The sequence below is a fragment of the Amphibacillus cookii genome, assembly GCF_016908375.1.
In the GTDB taxonomy this organism is placed as follows: Bacteria; Bacillota; Bacilli; order Bacillales; family Amphibacillaceae; genus Amphibacillus_C; species Amphibacillus_C cookii.
The window spans coordinates 317245-335786 of the sequence record NZ_JAFBDS010000002.1 but is presented as its reverse complement, the minus strand read 5'-3'; the positions used below and the strand labels follow the sequence as shown (position 1 = coordinate 335786).

General features: G+C 35.2%; 15 protein-coding genes. 2 read left to right on the top strand and 13 right to left on the bottom strand.

All coding sequences use genetic code 11. The annotated features are described in order from the left end of the window. Positions 1-12 precede the first annotated feature (12 nt). The 4 genes from JOE23_RS04630 to JOE23_RS04615 form a co-directional block, all read right to left on the bottom strand. The gene (locus JOE23_RS04630; RefSeq protein ID WP_204436127.1) at positions 13-1317 is read right to left on the bottom strand and encodes a Gfo/Idh/MocA family oxidoreductase; all 1305 of its coding nucleotides are present in this window, start codon (positions 1315-1317) and stop codon (positions 13-15) included. 12 nt (positions 1318-1329) lie between these two features. After that, positions 1330-2328, bottom strand: a complete 999-nt coding sequence (locus JOE23_RS04625; protein ID WP_204436126.1) for an alpha/beta hydrolase family protein — start codon at positions 2326-2328, stop codon at positions 1330-1332. 122 nt (positions 2329-2450) lie between these two features. Next, positions 2451-3941: a UxaA family hydrolase gene (locus JOE23_RS04620; protein WP_204436125.1), complete on the bottom strand. Its 1491-nt coding sequence runs from the start codon at positions 3939-3941 to the stop codon at positions 2451-2453. After that, on the bottom strand, positions 3934-5400 hold the full coding sequence (locus JOE23_RS04615) for a tagaturonate reductase (protein ID WP_204436124.1): 1467 nt from the start codon (positions 5398-5400) through the stop codon (positions 3934-3936). Before JOE23_RS04615 ends, JOE23_RS04620 begins: the two co-directional genes overlap by 8 nt. A gap of 229 nt (positions 5401-5629) precedes the next feature. Between JOE23_RS04615 and JOE23_RS04610 the strand changes: the two genes are divergently transcribed. Together JOE23_RS04610 and JOE23_RS04605 are read left to right on the top strand one after the other, a co-directional pair. Further along, positions 5630-5983 carry a YhjD family protein gene (locus JOE23_RS04610; protein WP_204436123.1) on the top strand — a complete coding sequence of 118 codons (354 nt, stop codon included), beginning with the start codon at positions 5630-5632 and terminating at the stop codon, positions 5981-5983. A gap of 948 nt (positions 5984-6931) precedes the next feature. Next, positions 6932-7894, top strand: a complete 963-nt coding sequence (locus tag JOE23_RS04605) for an arabinan endo-1,5-alpha-L-arabinosidase AbnA (protein WP_239585261.1) — start codon at positions 6932-6934, stop codon at positions 7892-7894. A 1078-nt stretch (positions 7895-8972) separates the two neighbouring features. Here the strand turns inward: JOE23_RS04605 and JOE23_RS04600 are convergent. From JOE23_RS04600 to JOE23_RS04560, 9 genes are all read right to left on the bottom strand, one after another. Next, the gene (locus JOE23_RS04600; protein ID WP_204436121.1) at positions 8973-10754 is read right to left on the bottom strand and encodes an ABC transporter ATP-binding protein; all 1782 of its coding nucleotides are present in this window, start codon (positions 10752-10754) and stop codon (positions 8973-8975) included. A 27-nt stretch (positions 10755-10781) separates the two neighbouring features. Then, positions 10782-11075 carry a lasso peptide biosynthesis PqqD family chaperone gene (locus JOE23_RS04595; protein WP_204436120.1) on the bottom strand — a complete coding sequence of 98 codons (294 nt, stop codon included), beginning with the start codon at positions 11073-11075 and terminating at the stop codon, positions 10782-10784. Next, complete coding sequence (locus JOE23_RS04590) at positions 11062-12012, bottom strand: phosphoenolpyruvate carboxykinase (ATP) (protein WP_204436119.1); 951 nt, start codon at positions 12010-12012, stop codon at positions 11062-11064. Before JOE23_RS04590 ends, JOE23_RS04595 begins: the two co-directional genes overlap by 14 nt. A 111-nt stretch (positions 12013-12123) precedes the next feature. Then, positions 12124-12276 (bottom strand): paeninodin family lasso peptide, encoded by a 153-nt coding sequence (locus tag JOE23_RS04585; RefSeq protein WP_017471994.1) that lies wholly within the window; start codon positions 12274-12276, stop codon positions 12124-12126. Positions 12277-12418: 142 nt separating this feature from the next. Next, the gene (locus tag JOE23_RS04580; protein ID WP_204436118.1) at positions 12419-14353 is read right to left on the bottom strand and encodes an asparagine synthase-related protein; all 1935 of its coding nucleotides are present in this window, start codon (positions 14351-14353) and stop codon (positions 12419-12421) included. Between the two features lie 136 nt (positions 14354-14489). Next, the gene (locus JOE23_RS04575; RefSeq protein WP_204436117.1) at positions 14490-14930 is read right to left on the bottom strand and encodes a lasso peptide biosynthesis B2 protein; all 441 of its coding nucleotides are present in this window, start codon (positions 14928-14930) and stop codon (positions 14490-14492) included. Positions 14931-15002: 72 nt separating this feature from the next. Next, positions 15003-15689, bottom strand: a complete 687-nt coding sequence (locus JOE23_RS04570) for a response regulator transcription factor (protein WP_204436116.1) — start codon at positions 15687-15689, stop codon at positions 15003-15005. A gap of 101 nt (positions 15690-15790) precedes the next feature. After that, entirely contained in the window at positions 15791-17170 is a 1380-nt protein-coding gene (locus tag JOE23_RS04565) for a sugar phosphate nucleotidyltransferase (RefSeq protein ID WP_204436115.1), read from the bottom strand. A 133-nt stretch (positions 17171-17303) separates the two neighbouring features. Then, entirely contained in the window at positions 17304-18482 is a 1179-nt protein-coding gene (locus JOE23_RS04560) for a nucleotidyltransferase domain-containing protein (RefSeq protein ID WP_204436114.1), read from the bottom strand. Positions 18483-18542 lie beyond the last annotated feature (60 nt).

Here is an 18542-nt window from a genome sequence, read left to right as displayed (position 1 = left end):
AATACAAGATATTTACTTAAGTTCCTTTTGGCTGGGCAACTTAAGCAGATCATCAATTTTCACAGGCAAACCGGTTTTTAATGAGTGATTACCTGCAATACCAGTCATAATTGACTGAATGCCATCGATATGTGTAGCTGCTCGTTTAAATGGATCTATTTTCTCTTCTCCAAATAAATCTTCCAACAATATTTGATCTCCACCGCCATGTCCTCCACTTGCCATTTTAATAGGCACATCATAGGGCTTATCAAACATAGGGAGCACACGCAAGGCAATACGTTCAGCTTGACCTTCTTCTCGTTTTTTTCCACTAGAGTTAATATAAGACCGTTCCTTAACCATTAACTCAATTCTTCCTTTGCTACCGTTTAGTGCAACACTAAATCCTTCCCATGGTAAATAAGCATTAAGTGAATATGTTAGAACAGCTTTGTTTTGATAAGTAACGAGTACTGCAAGAGTATCCTCAATATCAATGCCATCTCCAAACACACTTTGATCTCTTTGGTAGCCATCTTCTTCTTCTGCATCCAAATACATCGCCTTTAAATGTTGATTCGTTGATATATCAAGTGCAAAAGGGTCTGACTCAGCATGCTTATTTTGGTATGCACGTTGATAAAAATGCCGTTCCCCTCGTTCTTCAGCATTTTCTTTACCATAAAAGCGCAATCCTCCAGCTGCATAAACGGTTTCAGGGCGTGTACCTAACCAAAAATTAACTAAGTCAAAATGATGGGTTGATTTATGAACTAACAATCCACCACTATTTGCTTTATTTCGATGCCAACGCCGAAAATAATCAGCACCATGCTGAGTATCTAGTGCCCACTCAAAATGTACAGAAAAGACTTGGCCAATGGTATCATTTTGAATGAGTTCCCGAAGTTTTGTATGATGGGGAGCATAGCGATAATTAAAGGCAACCCTGATCTCCCCATTTGTTCGTTCCACTGCGTCTGCTATTGCCTTTGCCTTGTCGTGATCGATTGTAATTGGCTTTTCTGTAATCACATCGCAACCAAGTTCAAGTGCTTTTATAATATATGTATGATGTGTACGATCAATCGACGTTACAATCACAATATCTGGTTTGTTATCGTTAATCATTTTCTCGAATTGATTAGCTGAATATATTGCTATTGCTTTATGCTGATATTTTTCCTGGAGTAGCCGATTAGCATAATGCTGTCTGGTAAGGTTGCTATCACAAAAAGCTACCAATTCACATGTTTTCTGAAAATCTTGAGCGATTGCACCATAAAAGAATTCTGCTCTTCCACCTGTACCGACTAATGCATATTTTTTTCGCACTTTATTCTCTCCTTATTTATTCATTTGATTTACTAACCATTCTATCGCTTGCGTTCCATTAATTTCATGCCCACCTTGAAATAAGTGGTAAGAAAAATTTTCTTGAGCTCCAATCGATTGATAATGATTTTCAATATTATTTATTACTCGTCTAGCTGAAGCAATTGGAAAGAGGTGATCTTGATTTCCAGATTCGATAAATAATGACCGTGGGGCAATTTGCTTTAATAAATCTGGCATTTCCCCCAAAGTCAGCATGTCAGGAATATAATTATCTAAGCAGTGTCTCCTCGCCATAATACTGTCTTTAAAATAAGCAGGATAACCACTTAAAAGCGTCGTTTGAATATTCGTATTCAATATAGCTAGACACATTGAAATAAGTGCACCTCCTGAAAAACCAACCACACCTAATTTATCGGGTTTTTGATCAGGCATAGTCTGCATAAATTCAATTAGTTGTTGACATTCACTTACTCTGAGTCCCGTTAATGTGTAACCTAACAAAAGAAGTTGAGCTGCTAGCTGATAACATGTATTTTCAGTGGGGGGAGTCTGTCCATCCCTTATTAATCGGCGTTTTCCCATACCGACCAACTCTGGCACATAAACATGAAATCCTTTCTTAACTAACGTAATGGCAATATTTTTATAAATACTGATCTTTTTTAGCTTAGTATTATCCACTGTTAAGCCAACTAACTCTCGATGACCATAACCATGTCCAGGAATGATCAAGATCGCATATTGATTTAACGTATTTGTTATTTGCGGCACAAGCTGATAGGTCGCCATATGCAATCCATTAATCGTTGGAATCGACCATAAACGCCGAAGATAAGCTGACTCATTAATTTCGTCTACTATTCTCGCATCCCTATATCGATGTGGCGAATCTGAAGCAGTGAAAATACCCAACTGTTGTGCTAGCTTTTCTTTGCTTGCGCAGGCTGTAGCGGACTTCAATTTGCTTTGATATAACTGATCAATAAACGTCTCAATTTCAGTCATGTGAAAGCTCCTTCATCATAAAAGTAAGATAAAACCTTTCAATGGAGGAGCCATATCCTCCATTGAAGGCGATTCATAAGTTATCAATTTTTTTCATCTTTTTTTTTAATTAAAATAGTCTGTCACAGTGTGACACCTGTTTTAAAAATAGCTAATTCACGATAATCATTTTGTTCATTTTTAGCTTTAGCGCCATTGGCAATAGCAACGATATAATCAATAAATTGATCTCGTACTTCTTCTTTTTGATAACTTAAGAGCTTACCCGCATCAAAATCAATCCAGTGTGGTTTTTTTTGATAAATCTGACTGTTTGAAGAGATTTTTATCGTTGGGACAAAAGTTCCAAAAGGCGTTCCCCTTCCTGTCGTGAATAATACAATGTGACAGCCTGAAGCAGCCAAAGCAGATGAAGCGACAAGGTCATTGCCCGGAGCACTCAGTAAATTCAAGCCTGTTGTTTTTAAACGTTCACCATACGTTAACACATCTCTTACGGTGGACGTTCCAGCTTTCTGTGTACAGCCTAATGATTTATCTTCTAATGTTGTAATCCCTCCATCTTTGTTACCTGGAGATGGGTTCTCATAAACAGGTTGATCATTTTTTATAAAATATGCTTTAAAATCATTGATCATTGCAACCGTTTTGTTAAATACATGCGCATTTTCAGCACGCTCCATAAGAATCATTTCAGCGCCAAACATTTCAGGTACCTCTGTTAAAACCGTTGTTCCACCTTGTGCAACCAAATAATCAGAGAACTCGCCTACTAATGGGTTAGCTGTTATACCCGAAAGACCGTCAGATCCTCCACATTTTAAGCCTATTTTTAATTTCGATAGAGAAATAGGTTCGCGATGATCCTGACTTGCTGCCTCATGAATCTGCTTTAGTTTACGTACGCCTGCTGCAATTTCATCACCGACAAATTGGGTCACAAGAAATTGAACACGCTCTTGATCATATTCCCCTAACCCTTGTCTGAAATCTTCAACAATATTATTCTCACACCCTAAACCCAATACCAATACACCACCTGCATTCGGATGATGCACCACATCTGAAAGAATTTGGCGTGTATTCTCATGGTCGTCACCTAATTGTGAACAACCATACTGATGACTTAAGACAAGTGCTTGATCGAACGGTGCTATATCTTCTACTTCTTTAATAAATTGTTTTAACATATGTTCAGCTACACCATTGACACAACCAACAGTAGGAACAATCCATAATTCATTTCGAATCCCTACATCTCCATTCTTTCTTTGATAACCATTAAAGAAGCGCTCTTCCTGTTCAAACCGTTTGCTATTTGTAAGTTTAGGCTGATAATGATAGTTTTCTATTCCAGACAAGTTGGTACGCATATTATCCGTATGCACGCGCGAACCTTGTTTAATTGTTGTGATTGCATGACCAATTGGATAGCCATACTTGATCACATCCTCATTTTTTTCAATGGCTTTAATGGCGATTTTATGCCCTTGCGGTATTGTTTCTTGTAAAGTCAATGTTTCCCCATTAACCTGCAACGTCTCTTCTGCTTTTAACGCCGTTAAAGCAACGACCACATTATCATGTTCCTGAAGTTGGATGAATTTAGGCATTAGTATCAGCTCCTATAACTGATAATAATGCTGCTTCTAAACCATTTTGATCAATATCAATCAGCATCTCTGCCATCATCTCCGTCAAACCATTCATTTGTGTTAAATCTTCGCCCCACCATTTCTCTTGTTGTAAAACTTGACTAACTAACACACTTGCAGCTTCTTCACTTCCATCAAAGTTATTCCATAATTCCCTAAAACACGCCAATATCGCTTGATCATCTTTTATACTAATCTTCTCTTCCGCTCTTTTGCCACGGTAAAAATAAATTAAAGATGTAAAAGCAAAGACTAACTTCTTTGGTAAACGATGTTTTTGTTTAATATACTGTTTAAGCACCGGTAAATTTCTTGTAGCAAACTTTGCGATTCCATTTAACGAAATGCTCATTAATTGATGATTAATATAAGGGTTTTTAAAACGTTCAAGTACCGATTCTGTATACGCTTCCAATTCTGAGCGTTCTATTGGTAATGTTGGGGTGACCTCTTGGCTGATTAACAACTTCAAATACCGCTCTACTCGCCGATCACAAATCGCTTGTTCAACTGTTTCTAAACCAAGTAAATAAGCAACTGGAGTCATAGCCGTGTGTGTTCCATTTAATATATGAACTTTTCTCGTTCGATAAGGATTTAAATCACTAACAAATAACGTATTTAAACCGATCTGATCAACTGGTAATCGCTCTTGTAAATGGCGATCAGCTTCGATCACCCATAAATGGTAATGTTCAGCCACTGTCAAGAGTTGATCCCGATAACCTAATTCTTTTTCTATTATGTTTGCTTGATCACCTGGATAGCCTGGCACAATCCGATCAACAAGACTACAATAAAACTGATTTGCTGTTTCAATCCACTCTTTAAAGGCTTCTTCTAATTGCCATAACTGAATATACTGAAGAACACAAGCCTTTAGTTTGTCAGCATTTCGATCAATCAGTTCGCACGGAATAATGTACATCCCTTTCGTGTCATCACCATTAAAATGTAAATAACGTTGATACAAGAATGCGGTTAATTTCCCTGGAAAAGTCTTCGCTAAACGATCACTTAACTGATCTTGTGGGTCAAATGCTATACCAGCTTCTGTTGTGTTTGAGAAAATGAATTTCAAATCAGGTTGTTTGGCTAATGCTAAATATTGCGCTTTATCCACGTATGGATTAATAGAACGGCTAATCGAGTCAATCACTTGCTTTTCTCTTACAGGTTCTCCATTTTTCACACCTTCTAAAATGAGCGTATACAAATTATCCTGTTGATTCAATCTGTCAGTCAAGCCATGCTCAATTGGCTGAACAATGACAACACTACCATTAAAAAATCCAGCTTTATTCAACTTGTCAATCTGCCAGTCAACAAAAGCACGCATAAAATTCCCCTCACCAAACTGTAAAACACGTTCAGGATAGTTTTGTTTTTGAACAAGTTTTTCAGATAATTGTTTCATCTTTCTCCCCTCCAATTACAATATTTAGTAATAACAACGTTGTTATTTTATCATATATCAATAATTTCAGCTATAACTATCACCATATATATGTAAAGATGATTGTTAACATGCTAATGATTAATGGCTATACAGCTATATATATTTCCATTTATACCAATAAATTAGTTTGCATTTCTTTTAGCACATCACATATAATAAGAACAAACGTTCTGTTAGAGGTGAAAGTATGACCAAGCATAAGATCATTAACAACTTTATTATTTTACCTTTTGTTTTAACGCTTTTCAAAAAAGATCGCCATGCTTTTAATCAATTGAAATTCAATTATTTATATGAGCAATTTTTCGACCAGCTTATTGAACAGGTTCAAAAAGATATTATTGCTAATAAGCAACTTATGTACAGTAAATATAAAATTAATGTCCAACTCGTTGAACGAACAACAAAGACATGGCGTTATAAAATTTGCGAAAACAGTCATGGACGTATCATTGAGTTTACACCCAATGAGTTAAAAGAGATGACCATCACATCTATGAATGATTATTTATTGAAGAAAAAAGGGGGGTTAACATCCTAGTCATAGAAAGTTACCAACCTTAAGGTAAGAAATCGATGATATAAACAGATGTTTTTCCTGATCTTGCTTCACAAAAGAGTGGATAAAGATAAGATCACTTAAAACACTAGTCATTCTAAGGGGTTGATAAATGTTTCATTCAATTATTTCATAAAATACATTTTCTGGAATTATATCGTCGATACATTATTTTTGGTGGCTCCCAGACTGATATATTCCCAGAACAGGGATTCTTTCCGCAGTTATAAGCTTAAATCTGCTAATTATAATGATTAATGAAATCAGAATTTTTCTCTTCAAAATCAGTGATCACTGAATCTGTATCAGCTGTCTGTTTTTTTGAGTCTGCATATAGAACATTAAATTTTTTCGAACCTGATAGGTTCATTTTTTTAGCTAAAGTAGCATTATTGATATAGACTATAAAGGTTGCGTCTTATCAGAAACAAATCTACCTTCATTTTTATTTACTTTTGATACGATATACGCATCTGTCCCTCCATTGATCTCAATGTCTATGGCACTGCCTCTTGCTATATTAAACGTTTCTGCGATTCTTTTAGAAATGACGATCTCGTCTCAGAAGCAATTGACTGGAAATTTAGACATTTCATCTGTTTATGTTAGAAATTAGAAAATCTGCAAGGTGGAAAAGTGTTTAAGTATCAATCTTTTTATCAGTAATGATGAAAAAAAACTCTCACTAGTCACTGACTGTTACATATCCGATGATTGCTTAATTATCCAAATTTTTTGATGAAAGTACAGAGTGGTTAGTATTATCATTACGGTAAAAACACAGCCTGAAAATTTTTCCATTAATTCATATTATCGAAAATTTCTAAAAATAATCGTTAACTTAATCACCTTATATATGTTAAAATATTCACGCATGAATACGCTTACATTTCGTGGTGTATTCTAACAAAAAAGGAGAGGATGAGAATTATGTGGAAAAAGGATTGGAAGGTAATCTTATTTGTTTTAATTTTCTTTAGTCTGGGCGGCGCTTCAGTATCTGCAGCATTTTGGGAGATGGATGAACACCCTATGATTCATGATCCTTCGATGATTAGAGAAGGAGACACGTGGTGGGTTTTTGGAACAGGTGAAGTAAATCGGAATGGAATCCGGGTAATTTACTCTCACGATGAGGGACGAAATTGGAATGAAGCACCAGTTGTATTTCCTCAACCATTAAGTTGGTGGCGTCAGTATGTACCTAATCATACGAGTAATCAATGGGCGCCTGATATCCATTATTACAATGGTCGCTATTGGTTATATTATTCCGTCTCTTCTTTTGGCTCAAATCAATCAATTATCGGACTATTGTCAACAGAGAGTATTGCATCTGGAAATTGGAGGGATGATGGACTTGTCGTTCGATCAACAACACAGAACAATTACAATGCGATTGATGGGGAGTTAGTTATTGATGCTCAGGGTGAACCATGGCTAGCCTATGGTTCACATTGGAGTGGTATAAAACTGACCAGATTGAATGCTCAAACAATGAAACCAACTGGACAGACTTATAGCATTGCTGCTAGACCGAATCATCCACATGGGGCGATAGAAGCACCAAGTATTACGTACAGAGATGGATACTATTACTTATTTGCTTCATTTGATTCGTGTTGTGATGGTCTCAACAGTACGTATAATGTTGTTGTGGGGCGATCAAGAAACATAACAGGACCTTATTTTGATAAAGTAGGAAACAATATGCTTTATGGAGGCGGAACGGTTTTTGATAGTGGTAATGATAAATGGGTCGGACCAGGTCATCAATTTATCTATAACAATAATCTTTATGTCCGTCACGCTTATGATGCTGATCGAAATGGTCTGCCAAGTCTGTTAATAAATGATTTATATTGGGATAATCAAGGATGGCCGACTTATTAAAAAAATTGATAGGCTAATTAGAGACCATAATTTTCTTTTTTGTTATTAATTATGAATGAATTTCATAATTCTTATCCCTTGTGCCTCAATGAGTTTAAGACATAAAAAAGGAAGCACCTCCCTAAGTCTTGTATAATGGTTAGTAACCACCCAAACCAAAAGACTGGAGGGACTTCCTATGTCCATTATACAACAAACGAGCTTATTTGGCATCCAAGATTAATAGGTGGATTGGGAATACTAGGTTTCTTTTGGACAATTCAGGATAGTAGATTAAAAGCAAGAAAAAATATTGCATAGAATTTTTAAAGATTGAAACAAAGCAATATATGTCATCCCTCTACTAACTTGTTTTTGAAGGATTTATTCATGAAACTTAAAATACCGAAAGTAGTCTTAAACTCAGTTATATCAAGATCCTTATTTGTGCTTATACCAAATTCGCACCAAAAAAATTTAACTTGTACAAGAGCGTATCTCGACATAACAGATACTTTATAGCATCACTTAACGATTGTAAACGTTAACTGTTCAATAATCTTGTTAGCTAATTTTACAGAGTTAGGATCTCTTTTTGGTTTTGCCATCGAAAACACTCCCTTAGCTTTATATTTATGATTCTACCAAATAAAAAACTGTGTGAGTAAAAAACGTACGCATTTGTACCGCCCTCCGAAAGTTAGAGTGAAAAATCTAACTTTCGGGGGTAACCACTAAGGTATTTATAGTTTTTTGTACGAAGATTAAATTGAAGAAAAGAGCGACTATATTAAGCGGAGGAAACAATGGGCGAGACGCCTTGAAGACAGCGTCAGTCGAATATCCACTTGAGTAGCGTTTTTTGCTACTCAAGTTAGCTGAGGCGATGCCTCAGGAAAAAGAGTCCATTGATTGACGGAGTGAGTCAACACACTTCTCTTTAGCTATGTTTATATATTAACATGCGTGTTTAGCGTTAGCGCAAGCCATTATGAAATCCACTCATTATAATATAACAAATAACAATCGAAATAAGTTAGATAATATGATATCCTAAACCCAGTCAGAGCAGTGATATCGCTCTACTTTAAAGTTGCTATTAAGCTTGACTAACTAATTTTTTAAAGACACCTGTTGATTGATCAGAAAGCTGTTGATATTTTCCTTGTTCAACCACTGATCCCTCGTCTAATACAATAACTTGGTCAGCATTTCGAATCGTTGATAAGCGATGAGCAATGATAATAACGGTCATTTTACCTTTTAACTGTTCAATTGCTTGTTGAATCTTAAATTCATTTTCTGTATCAAGAGCACTAGTTGCCTCGTCTAAAATCAAAACAGCTGGCTTACGTAAAATCGCGCGAGCCAATACAAGTCTTTGCCGTTCACCACCAGATAATTTAACCCCTCTATCTCCGATTACGGTATCTAAGCCATCCGCTAATCCTCGGATGAATTCCGCCGCTGACGCAAATTCTAGCGCTTCCCATAAATCTTGAGCTTTAGCGTTTGGAGCAACGAGCAAAAGATTTTTTCTGACTGTTGTATTAAATAAAAATGGTTCTTGTGCTACATAACTTAGCGAAGTTCGTAATGAACGTAATAGTTCACCTTTAAGAAGATGACCGTCGATTAATGTTTGACCGCTCTCTGGTTGATTTAGCCCCATTAAAACATCTACTAATGTACTTTTCCCAGCACCTGATTTTCCAACTAAAGCGGTTATTTTATTAGCCGGAATAAAAATATTAATATCTTTTAGGGCGTGTTTCCCACATCCCTTAGCATAACGAAATGAGAGATGATCACAGTGAATACCATAATCAATTGACAGCTCCGTAGACTGTTGAAAAGGTTCATCTATAAACTCAGCTGCTTCCTCTGTTTCTTTTTGTAACAATCGAACTGCTTTCAACGAGGGGATGGTAAGTGCTACCTGTTCTAACGAGCTTTGAATCCCTGCAACACGAGGCCATAGTCTAGAAAAGATTACAATAATTAATGTTAATGATGCAGCTTGTGCAGAAAATAAATGAATAGATATAAAAACAAATGCAGCTATAAAAATAGTTGAAGCATTTTTGTAATTGGCTTGTGTTGTCGCTTTTAAGGCCATGAAATTGACTTGTTGATCTTGTATCTCTTTCGTAATCCAACGGTACCACTCCATTCTTGGTCCTTCTAATGAATTACTTTTAATATCTTTGATTCCATTGATATGATCGGTAATACCTGAAAGATAATGTTTTGATAATTCATAATTGCGCTCACCTAATGCAATCGAACGTTTTAAAAATTTTCGATTGAGGAATAATAGTAATAATCCGCACACCAAAACAAACGTTGTAATTGAAGGTGAAAGCCATAAAGCCATCCCTATTTGAATCACCGTAAATACAACGGATGCAATTAGGTTTAAAAATCCTTGTGCGCCTGCATTAGTACGACCGATTTCTACTGTTAAAATATTAATGAGATCTGTTTTTCTATTTTTCAGAAAGAAATTCCAATCAGCTTTTAAAATTGAATTATATGTTTCAAGTTGTAAATATCTTAAAAATCCTTGTTGAATAATCGAATTTTTGACGGTAAGATAACGTTTTAGTAGATTTTGTCCTACTGAAATAAGAAGATATATGGTTAATATAATTAATAAACTCACCACATTTGGAAATTCATTCAAAAAACTTATCACACGCGCAAAGGGTAATTCTGTTGTATTTAAATTGACAATGCCTGTTATGCTTATCATGGGAATTAACAACAAAATACCTACACCATCCAGCAAACCAATTCCCATTGACGCAAATGTATTTATATAAAACGCTTTACCACTATATAAATGGATTTGCTTAATAAAATAAAAAATATTTTTCATCTGTTACCTCTCCTTAGCATCCACGGTTCAATCATAAATTTGAATTAATTCAGCTTCTGCTAATTGTCTTATAAAAGCTATAACTTGTTGATAACAGACTTCTTGATCAACATCATATTGTTCTAGCAAATTCAATACTAATTGTTGGATAGAAATCGGTTCTATTATCATATCCCATATTTCTCCTCCTAGTTCACCTAAGTTAAAGTACTTTCCTTTAGTCACACTTAACATGACTTTTTCACCATCCATATCACTCACTATATTCCCTTCTAATTGCTTAATCATTTGATTTTTATCAACACCCTCAATTCTCTTCATATGAATACATCTCTCCTCTAATTATTGTTAAAATTCCGTCTACTAATTGATCAGCTGTAAATCGAGTGACAGGCCGTTGAATTTGAAACATTCCTATCTTATTAACAAGCTTTGCTGACGTTCGAAAATGCCAATCTGTTAACTCTGACTGTGGAATAAAGAAATTGCGATATGTATGTTTAAACAACAGATCGAATTGCTGCAGTTTTTCAATAGCATTAATTTTAATAGAACCATCGTTCGTTTTCGTTAATTCAAGTATCCCTGCCAATTCTTTTGCTTGATTTGCAAACTGATCAATAACAGGAATTGAAAACTTAGTTCCACGATTGTAGATGGGGGTAAAGTCACTAGAATCCCTTCCGTATTTTTCCAACGTTTCTAGCCACAATTTTTGGTAAGGATAGGCTGGAATAACGATTGGATTATTATCATTAGTGAATGTCACAGGAATAACATCATCACTAAGAAGCTGATAGCCGTTCCTTAAAAAAGCTGAAGCTAATGTTGATTTACCAGCTCCCGAATCGCCAACAATGGCATAAGCCTTACCATCAATAACAATTGCACTCCCATGTAACGGTAATATTTTTCTTTGCAATAAAATAGCGCCCATACATGTTCCAAGAATGTATAACCTTAACTCATCTTCATTTGTATCAGCCAATGGGTCAATATGAATTTCATCACCATTGACTATGAAAAATGTTGCAACATTAGGGATGCGGAACATAATCGTATCTTTCTTTACGTAAATGGTCTTATTCTTTTTAGCTCCTATCAATTGAGACCATGTATCTGCCAAATTCGTTCGTGTTATTACCACATCAATCTTCTGATGTGACGCTTTAACTGGAGCTATTTCTGGCAATCTTAAATAACTGTCTATTATTAATCCAAACCCCTTATATACATGTTGTTGCTCTAGGTTGTTCACATTTAATCATCACCTTTTATTTTTTAAAAAATAGGACTCTATCAAAAAAGATAGAGTCCACATTCATTAGTATTAAGTATCGATATCCACAGAAATTCCCTTTATATATTATTAACTTTCACCAATTAAGGGATTACCATCATCATCTGTTGGAATTGGAGAGCCATCAGTGAAATTCCCATCAAAATTAACGTAATTCGTACCCGCTAATGTCATACTTATATCTAATACTTCTAACGTTGGTTGTGTCCACGCTTTTCTCATTTGGTTCACCTCCTTTCAATCACAGATTCGCAACCTTTGTGTCTTTGCCTTTGTCTAACTAACCAAAGAACATAGGTTCATTAACATCTAATACTCCTAACGTTGGTTGTTTCCACGGTTTTCACATTTGATTCACCTCCTTTCAATTAAATTTTTTCAGAAAACGATTGACGATTAGACATCGCATTAAAAGACTATATTCAAACCTAGCATATTCTTGACTAGGTCCCTTTTCAGCGTGTTTTACGAAAGAAGCTATCGTGTCACCATCGATATATTCTAGCAAACGTGTCTCCTTACATAGTTGTTTTGCTTCATTTACAAAAGCCGGCCATACAGGAATCATTCTTTGAATCCAATCCGCCGCTTGAATACCCCTAGTCGACTGATTTAAGCGAATGCTATCAGGTAAGTACTGTTTCGTTGCTTTTCGAACAAGCGCCCGATCTAATCCATCTTGGACATATTGATCCTCAGGTAAGGATAGGCAAAAGCGAACGACTCTGAGATCATTAGTCGGATCGCGCTTCCACAATCTGTAACGCAACGATAATTTACAATCCAATGTATTCCCAGCATTCCATGGCAAAATATCTTCAAATAAAATTTTCCGTTGTTTATATGCATTTTGGGTCGCAAACCAACCTGATCTATTAAAACGATAATCTTTTAATTTACTAAAGATTTTGGTATCAGTGGCAAAGTTCGGATTTATAATAGATTGCGTTGCTGATGAAGACTTTTTAAATAATTGATTTAGGCTTGGAAACCCACTTTTTAGAATGAATGGCATTAATCGAGAACGCGAGCTACGCGTTCTCTCACAGTACTGATTAAATTCTCGTTGAAAATGAATCCACCTAAACTTTTTAATAAGCATGGCAAAATAAGGTGTTGATGATCCCCACGAAATAGTGAAATTCCCTCTATCTCCGTTTAATAAAACACCCAAGTCCAGATTATGTGCTTGTTCAAACATACCACTAAGCCAAAATGAATTTTCCAGAAATTTATATGGCATTTCCATAACATCAAGATAATGATCAATCTCAGAATAAGAGTTTCTCCCCATAAAATTATAATAACAATCCTGCATTCCACCTACATAATTGACGGTTTTTTTCACAAGATCTCTTTCATCAGGTATCAAATGACTTGGTGTATAATCAACAAAATCACTTGTTGGAACATAAGTGAACGTATGTAAACTTTTGCTGTCTTCTCTTAATTCTCTAGCCGCAAAACTTGCAACAGAACCAGAATCCAAACCACCACTCAACTGCGATCCAACCCCTCGAAATGTACGCAATTTTGCATTTACTGCCTTATGAAAAACATCTTGAAATGCTTCAATATATTCTTGATTTGATCTTAACTTCAAGCGTTCTTTCGGATGAAAAGAACCGTATTTCTCTAGCTTGATCTTGCTTTTATCCAATGTAAATAAATGAAAAGGTGGTATTTGTTCTATCTTCAAATACGGTGTCATACGAGCGTCTAATGTATCAATCATTCCTGATATTGCTAAATACTCTGCCAGCCATTGCTCATTTAACTCAGGTTTAATTCCTGTTAAAGTTAACAAAGGCTCAATCGTTGTACTAAAGGCAAACAGCGTATGACTATGATAATAATAAAGTGTGCGATAACCAGAGGGATCTCTTGCACCAAATAGCTTTTGCTTGCGCTCATCCCAAATTACAAAAGCATAGTCTCCAATCAAATAATTTAAGGCGGCCTCACCCCACTTGCAATAAGCGTGCATGATTAATTGGCTATCCGACATTTCTTTTTGATTACGCTTCTCAATAGCCAAGTACTCAAACAGTTCATCACGATTATCTATAATCGCATCAGCTGTTATGGTTAAGCCGCGCTCAGCATCATAAAAAGGTAGTATTTCACTAATCGATTCTTCCGTAATATGTTGAGCATGACACCCCATAAATATATGATCTTTATGCCAGATATTCGTTTTATCTGCCGGATATTCGCTCAAAGCATCCATCATTTGCGTCCTTTCTTCACATGAAACTTTCTTTTTATTCAAATGATAAATACCAACGATAGCACTCAATAAATCTCACCTCGCTTCATTATAATTACATCAATCCAATATGAGACCGTTGCTTTCAGTCTGATTGCCTTTCTCTATTCTTTAATTTTTTTATTGCTTAATCCTTTTTCAAAGCTGAATGATGAATCACATTCACTTAAATAAATTTAGCGAATGAACGCACAGGAGTAAATTTAGTCATATTCGCTCGACCTGTCACATAAAACCGGCCACTTCTTAACCAAGCATGTGCAATCATTTTCCCGTCTTTATCTCGAGCTGTTCCTAAATACAAAGTGCTTTCTATCTTTCTTTTTTCTAACATTTTCATGGCTGCAATAGCTTGTACAAGACAGGTACTTTGCCAAAAAGTGTACTTACTCATAATATCTATCGTCCGCGAAATTTCTTTAATTATAAATTGATCACTACTGATTGTAAGTGGCGTTTCTTTTGATTGTTCACCTAAATGTGGTGCTACTTTAACAAACGTTCTGTTTCTTAATACACGAGCTCGTGCTAAATTTAGTAACGTTTCAATATACAAGCTCTTTCTAAAAGAAGGAAGTTCTAGAAATTTCTTCATCGTTATAAACATCAATATCATCCCCTTTGTTACTGCTGCTATCCCCTATCCTATTTAGTAGCAAGTAATAACAGAATAGACTAATTAATCCGTAATTCGAAAAAACATTTGCATCAATTGTGTGCGACTATTAACATTTAATTTTCTATAAATACGAGAAATAGCATTTTTCACATTTCCTTCACTTACATTAAGTTCTTCAGAAATTTTTTTATTAGACCAGCCCTTGTTAATGGATAGAATTAATCGGTAATCATTTTCTTTAAAATTCAAATGTTTTTTTGATTCTAAACACTTTTTCACTGAATAAATGTGGCCTTGCTTTTCTAAATTAGTTAAATACATAAATTTTTCAGATAAATCATTAATCAAATATTTAGGTGCAACAAATTGGTCATCTAAGACAAGCTTTATTTCTTGCTTGAATTTTTCCAAACTTGATTCTTTCAGTAAATACCCATCTAACCCAGCTAATAGAGACTTTTCAAAAAGAGACTTACTTTTGTGATCCGATAAAAGAACGACCTTCATCTCAGAATTATATTTCTTTAACCATTCCGTGCAACATATGCCCTCTATATCTTGAATCTGGACATCAACCAAACATAAATTAGGCATTGATTCAGCACTCTCTACAAATTTAATAACCTCATTGCTATCTCTCACAATTTTAATAAAGTTAAAACTGCCCATTCCTTTAAAAGCAGCCGCAATTATTTCACTATAGAGCTTATGCTTTTCAGCAATTAACACACTGTATTGTTTAACCATTTTCTCATCTCCTATTAATAAAACATAAAGCCCCCCATATATGGATTTTCGGTACGCTTATGAAAACTTTCAGAAAATCATTGCTTTTATAGTATTTGGACTTACTTAGACATTACATTCGGTTGTATAATTGACTCAATTTCTTTCCAAGATACAACGATACGATAAATATCTTCTTCTACTAATTCACTTCCAGTTTGCACTTCAATTAACTCCATATCAGTTGTCGCCCTTACTGCATGCTTTGATGCTAAAGGTATATGAATGACATCACCTACTCGAATATGACTTATTCGATCCTCGAGAACTAAAACACCTTCTCCTTTAATAACCGTCCAAACTTCATTTCTTTTATAATGAACTTGATAACTTAGATTTTTGCCCGCATTAATACCAATTCTTTTTGTCAAAACTTCATTACCTGCGGGGTATTTTTTGTATTCTAGTACGCGATACCATCCCCATCTCCGTTCTTCATACATGGGTCGACCCTCTATAGCATGGGTGTATGATTTGATTTTTTGACTCGCTTCTTTATGTGATACTAAGATACCGTCGGGACTAGCGACAACGATCGCGTCATTAATACCGATTAATGTAATCGGTATGTCTAATTCATTGATCACATGAGTGTTTTTAGTATCTTTATCAACTACACCCTTTCCAACTAAATAATTCGGGATCTCTTCTGTTAAAACATTCCAGGTTCCTAAGTCTTTCCAAATACCGTCATAGGAAATGGCTGCAATATGTTGTGCCTTTTCTACAACTTCAAAGTCGAAGCTATTTTTTAACAAAATTGGATATTGTTTTAATAAAGCTTCATATTGAATCGGCAAACCTTTTTCTTTCAATACTTTAAGCATGTAATCTAATTTAAAAGCAAATACACCACAATTCCAAAGAGCGCTTTGATCAATAAGTGCCTGTGCCAATTCATGATCTGGTTTCTCTTTAAAATAATCCACCGTATAAAAGTCTTTGTCTTGCTGTTTTTTAGGTACAATATAACCATATTTCTCAGAAGGATAGGTCGGCGTTACACCTATCAAAGCTAAATCTGCTTGAGATGTTGCTATCACATTTTCTAAATCTTTTATTCGTTCAAAAAAACGATCTTCTACATACGGGTCAACAGGAAGAATAGTAATAACCTCTTCAGGACTCACATTTTCTAAATCATACAAATATACGGTTGCTAAGGCAATAGCTGGAAATGTATCCCTTCGTTCCGGTTCGCTTACAGTAGGGGTATCTTCACCTATTTGACTATAAATCATCTCTACTTGGTTTTTACCCGTAGCAATAACGGCGTCATCAATTAAATTATTTTTTTTCAATTGTCTCCAAACACGCTGCACCATCGATTCAAGATTACCATTTTCATCTTCTAACACTTTTAAGAATTGTTTTGACCGTGCATCATTTGATAATGGCCATAAACGTTTTCCTGATCCTCCAGACAATAAAACAAGCTTCATAAAATTCCCTCCTTTTCTTAAGCACAAGCCTTTAACCTTTTATACCTTCTAGCTCTCGACCAGATCACTTCTATCAAGCAGTGTGCAGTGACTAACAACTGACTGATATTTAAAAAGTTAATAATAGCTACCGTTAATGATTATCTTTTTTTTGAACACATCGCCAGATTCCAATGAAAGGACGTAAAGGAAAATAAAGAAAGTGGAGCGCCCTTGGTAAAGGTAATACTTGTGCGTCCCAAGAATTTGGTTGTGCTTTTCTAATCAACAACTGCCACTTTTGCGAGTGACTTTTAATTGCATATAAATAACGTTTTGATTTTTTCATCCAAAAAGTGTCAGGTGGAGCGTCAATATTTATGCTATCGCCAATAAAAGCTAACGCTTGACTCGCGAGATATTGCGACCTACGCGTTAGCGCAAAAGACTCTAAATCCGCTGATAACTCAACATCTAATAACGCTTTAGCAAGTTGAACATATTGACCAATCAAATGACTATATTTGTATCTTTTCAACATTAAAATAAGCTTATCGTGCTGATGATGGAGCCGTAGTAACTGATCAATATCAGTCAACCAACGCATTCTAAACCAACCATGTCGAGCACCATGGGTAATTAAATGAAAAAGCAAGTATTCTTCAGACAAACTATAAATGGGTGTTGTAGTAACAGGAATTTGAACCCTTTTGCCCCACATTTCACAAAATGAAGGTTCATTGGTTGGCCCAGGATTTAATTTCCAATGCACTTCAATTTCACAATTTTTTTCATAATTATAAAATTCAATATGATGATTTTGTACTTTCCAATCTTGAAGAAGTCTTGGCGGTTCATATGCTATTTGATAGCCTAAATCCTTTAAGATTTCCATTGAAGCATCTAAATCCTCAATCGAAATTAAAAAATCGAGATCATTAGATGTTCTCGATGATAAGTCTTTATATAATTGATAAGATAAAGCCGGACCTTTCAAAACCAGTACATTAAGCTTATGAAGATTAAAAATCGAGCAAACACGCTCCATTTCAGCGGTAAGTTGCATCATTCTCATTGTATTTGCCAAATAGTGATCGTGAAATGCTCTTAATATCTGGTTAGGAACAAGTTCAGTATTTAATTGCTTTAATTTTTTATATACCATAGGATTGACCCGATGATATCGTGCTAGCTTAAACAATTCCGTCCAATTCACTTTTTTAATAAGGGGGGACCATTTACATAATACCTCTTTGTTTTGATTTTTTAAAAGCTCTAATAACAATTCAAGTTCATTAGACATGCTTTTTTCCCTATTACTAATCGTGTTCATTGAAGATCACCTTATTCTATTTTTAATCCATTTAAATCTAAGATGTTGATTAAAACGATC

What these genes read in the sequence shown, in the direction of transcription:
- JOE23_RS04625 (WP_204436126.1), bottom strand. Translation starts at nt 2,328, where the DNA reads ATGACTGAAATTGAGACGTTTATTGATCAGTTATATCAAAGCAAATTG.
- JOE23_RS04620 (WP_204436125.1), bottom strand. Translation starts at nt 3,941, where the DNA reads ATGCCTAAATTCATCCAACTTCAGGAACATGATAATGTGGTCGTTGCT.
- JOE23_RS04615 (WP_204436124.1), bottom strand. Translation starts at nt 5,400, where the DNA reads ATGAAACAATTATCTGAAAAACTTGTTCAAAAACAAAACTATCCTGAA.
- JOE23_RS04610 (WP_204436123.1), top strand. Translation starts at nt 5,630, where the DNA reads ATGACCAAGCATAAGATCATTAACAACTTTATTATTTTACCTTTTGTT.
- JOE23_RS04605 (WP_239585261.1), top strand. Translation starts at nt 6,932, where the DNA reads ATGTGGAAAAAGGATTGGAAGGTAATCTTATTTGTTTTAATTTTCTTT.
- JOE23_RS04600 (WP_204436121.1), bottom strand. Translation starts at nt 10,754, where the DNA reads ATGAAAAATATTTTTTATTTTATTAAGCAAATCCATTTATATAGTGGT.
- JOE23_RS04595 (WP_204436120.1), bottom strand. Translation starts at nt 11,075, where the DNA reads ATGAAGAGAATTGAGGGTGTTGATAAAAATCAAATGATTAAGCAATTA.
- JOE23_RS04585 (WP_017471994.1), bottom strand. Translation starts at nt 12,276, where the DNA reads ATGAGAAAAGCGTGGACACAACCAACGTTAGAAGTATTAGATATAAGT.
- JOE23_RS04575 (WP_204436117.1), bottom strand. Translation starts at nt 14,930, where the DNA reads ATGTTTATAACGATGAAGAAATTTCTAGAACTTCCTTCTTTTAGAAAG.
- JOE23_RS04570 (WP_204436116.1), bottom strand. Translation starts at nt 15,689, where the DNA reads ATGGTTAAACAATACAGTGTGTTAATTGCTGAAAAGCATAAGCTCTAT.
- JOE23_RS04565 (WP_204436115.1), bottom strand. Translation starts at nt 17,170, where the DNA reads ATGAAGCTTGTTTTATTGTCTGGAGGATCAGGAAAACGTTTATGGCCA.
- JOE23_RS04560 (WP_204436114.1), bottom strand. Translation starts at nt 18,482, where the DNA reads ATGAACACGATTAGTAATAGGGAAAAAAGCATGTCTAATGAACTTGAA.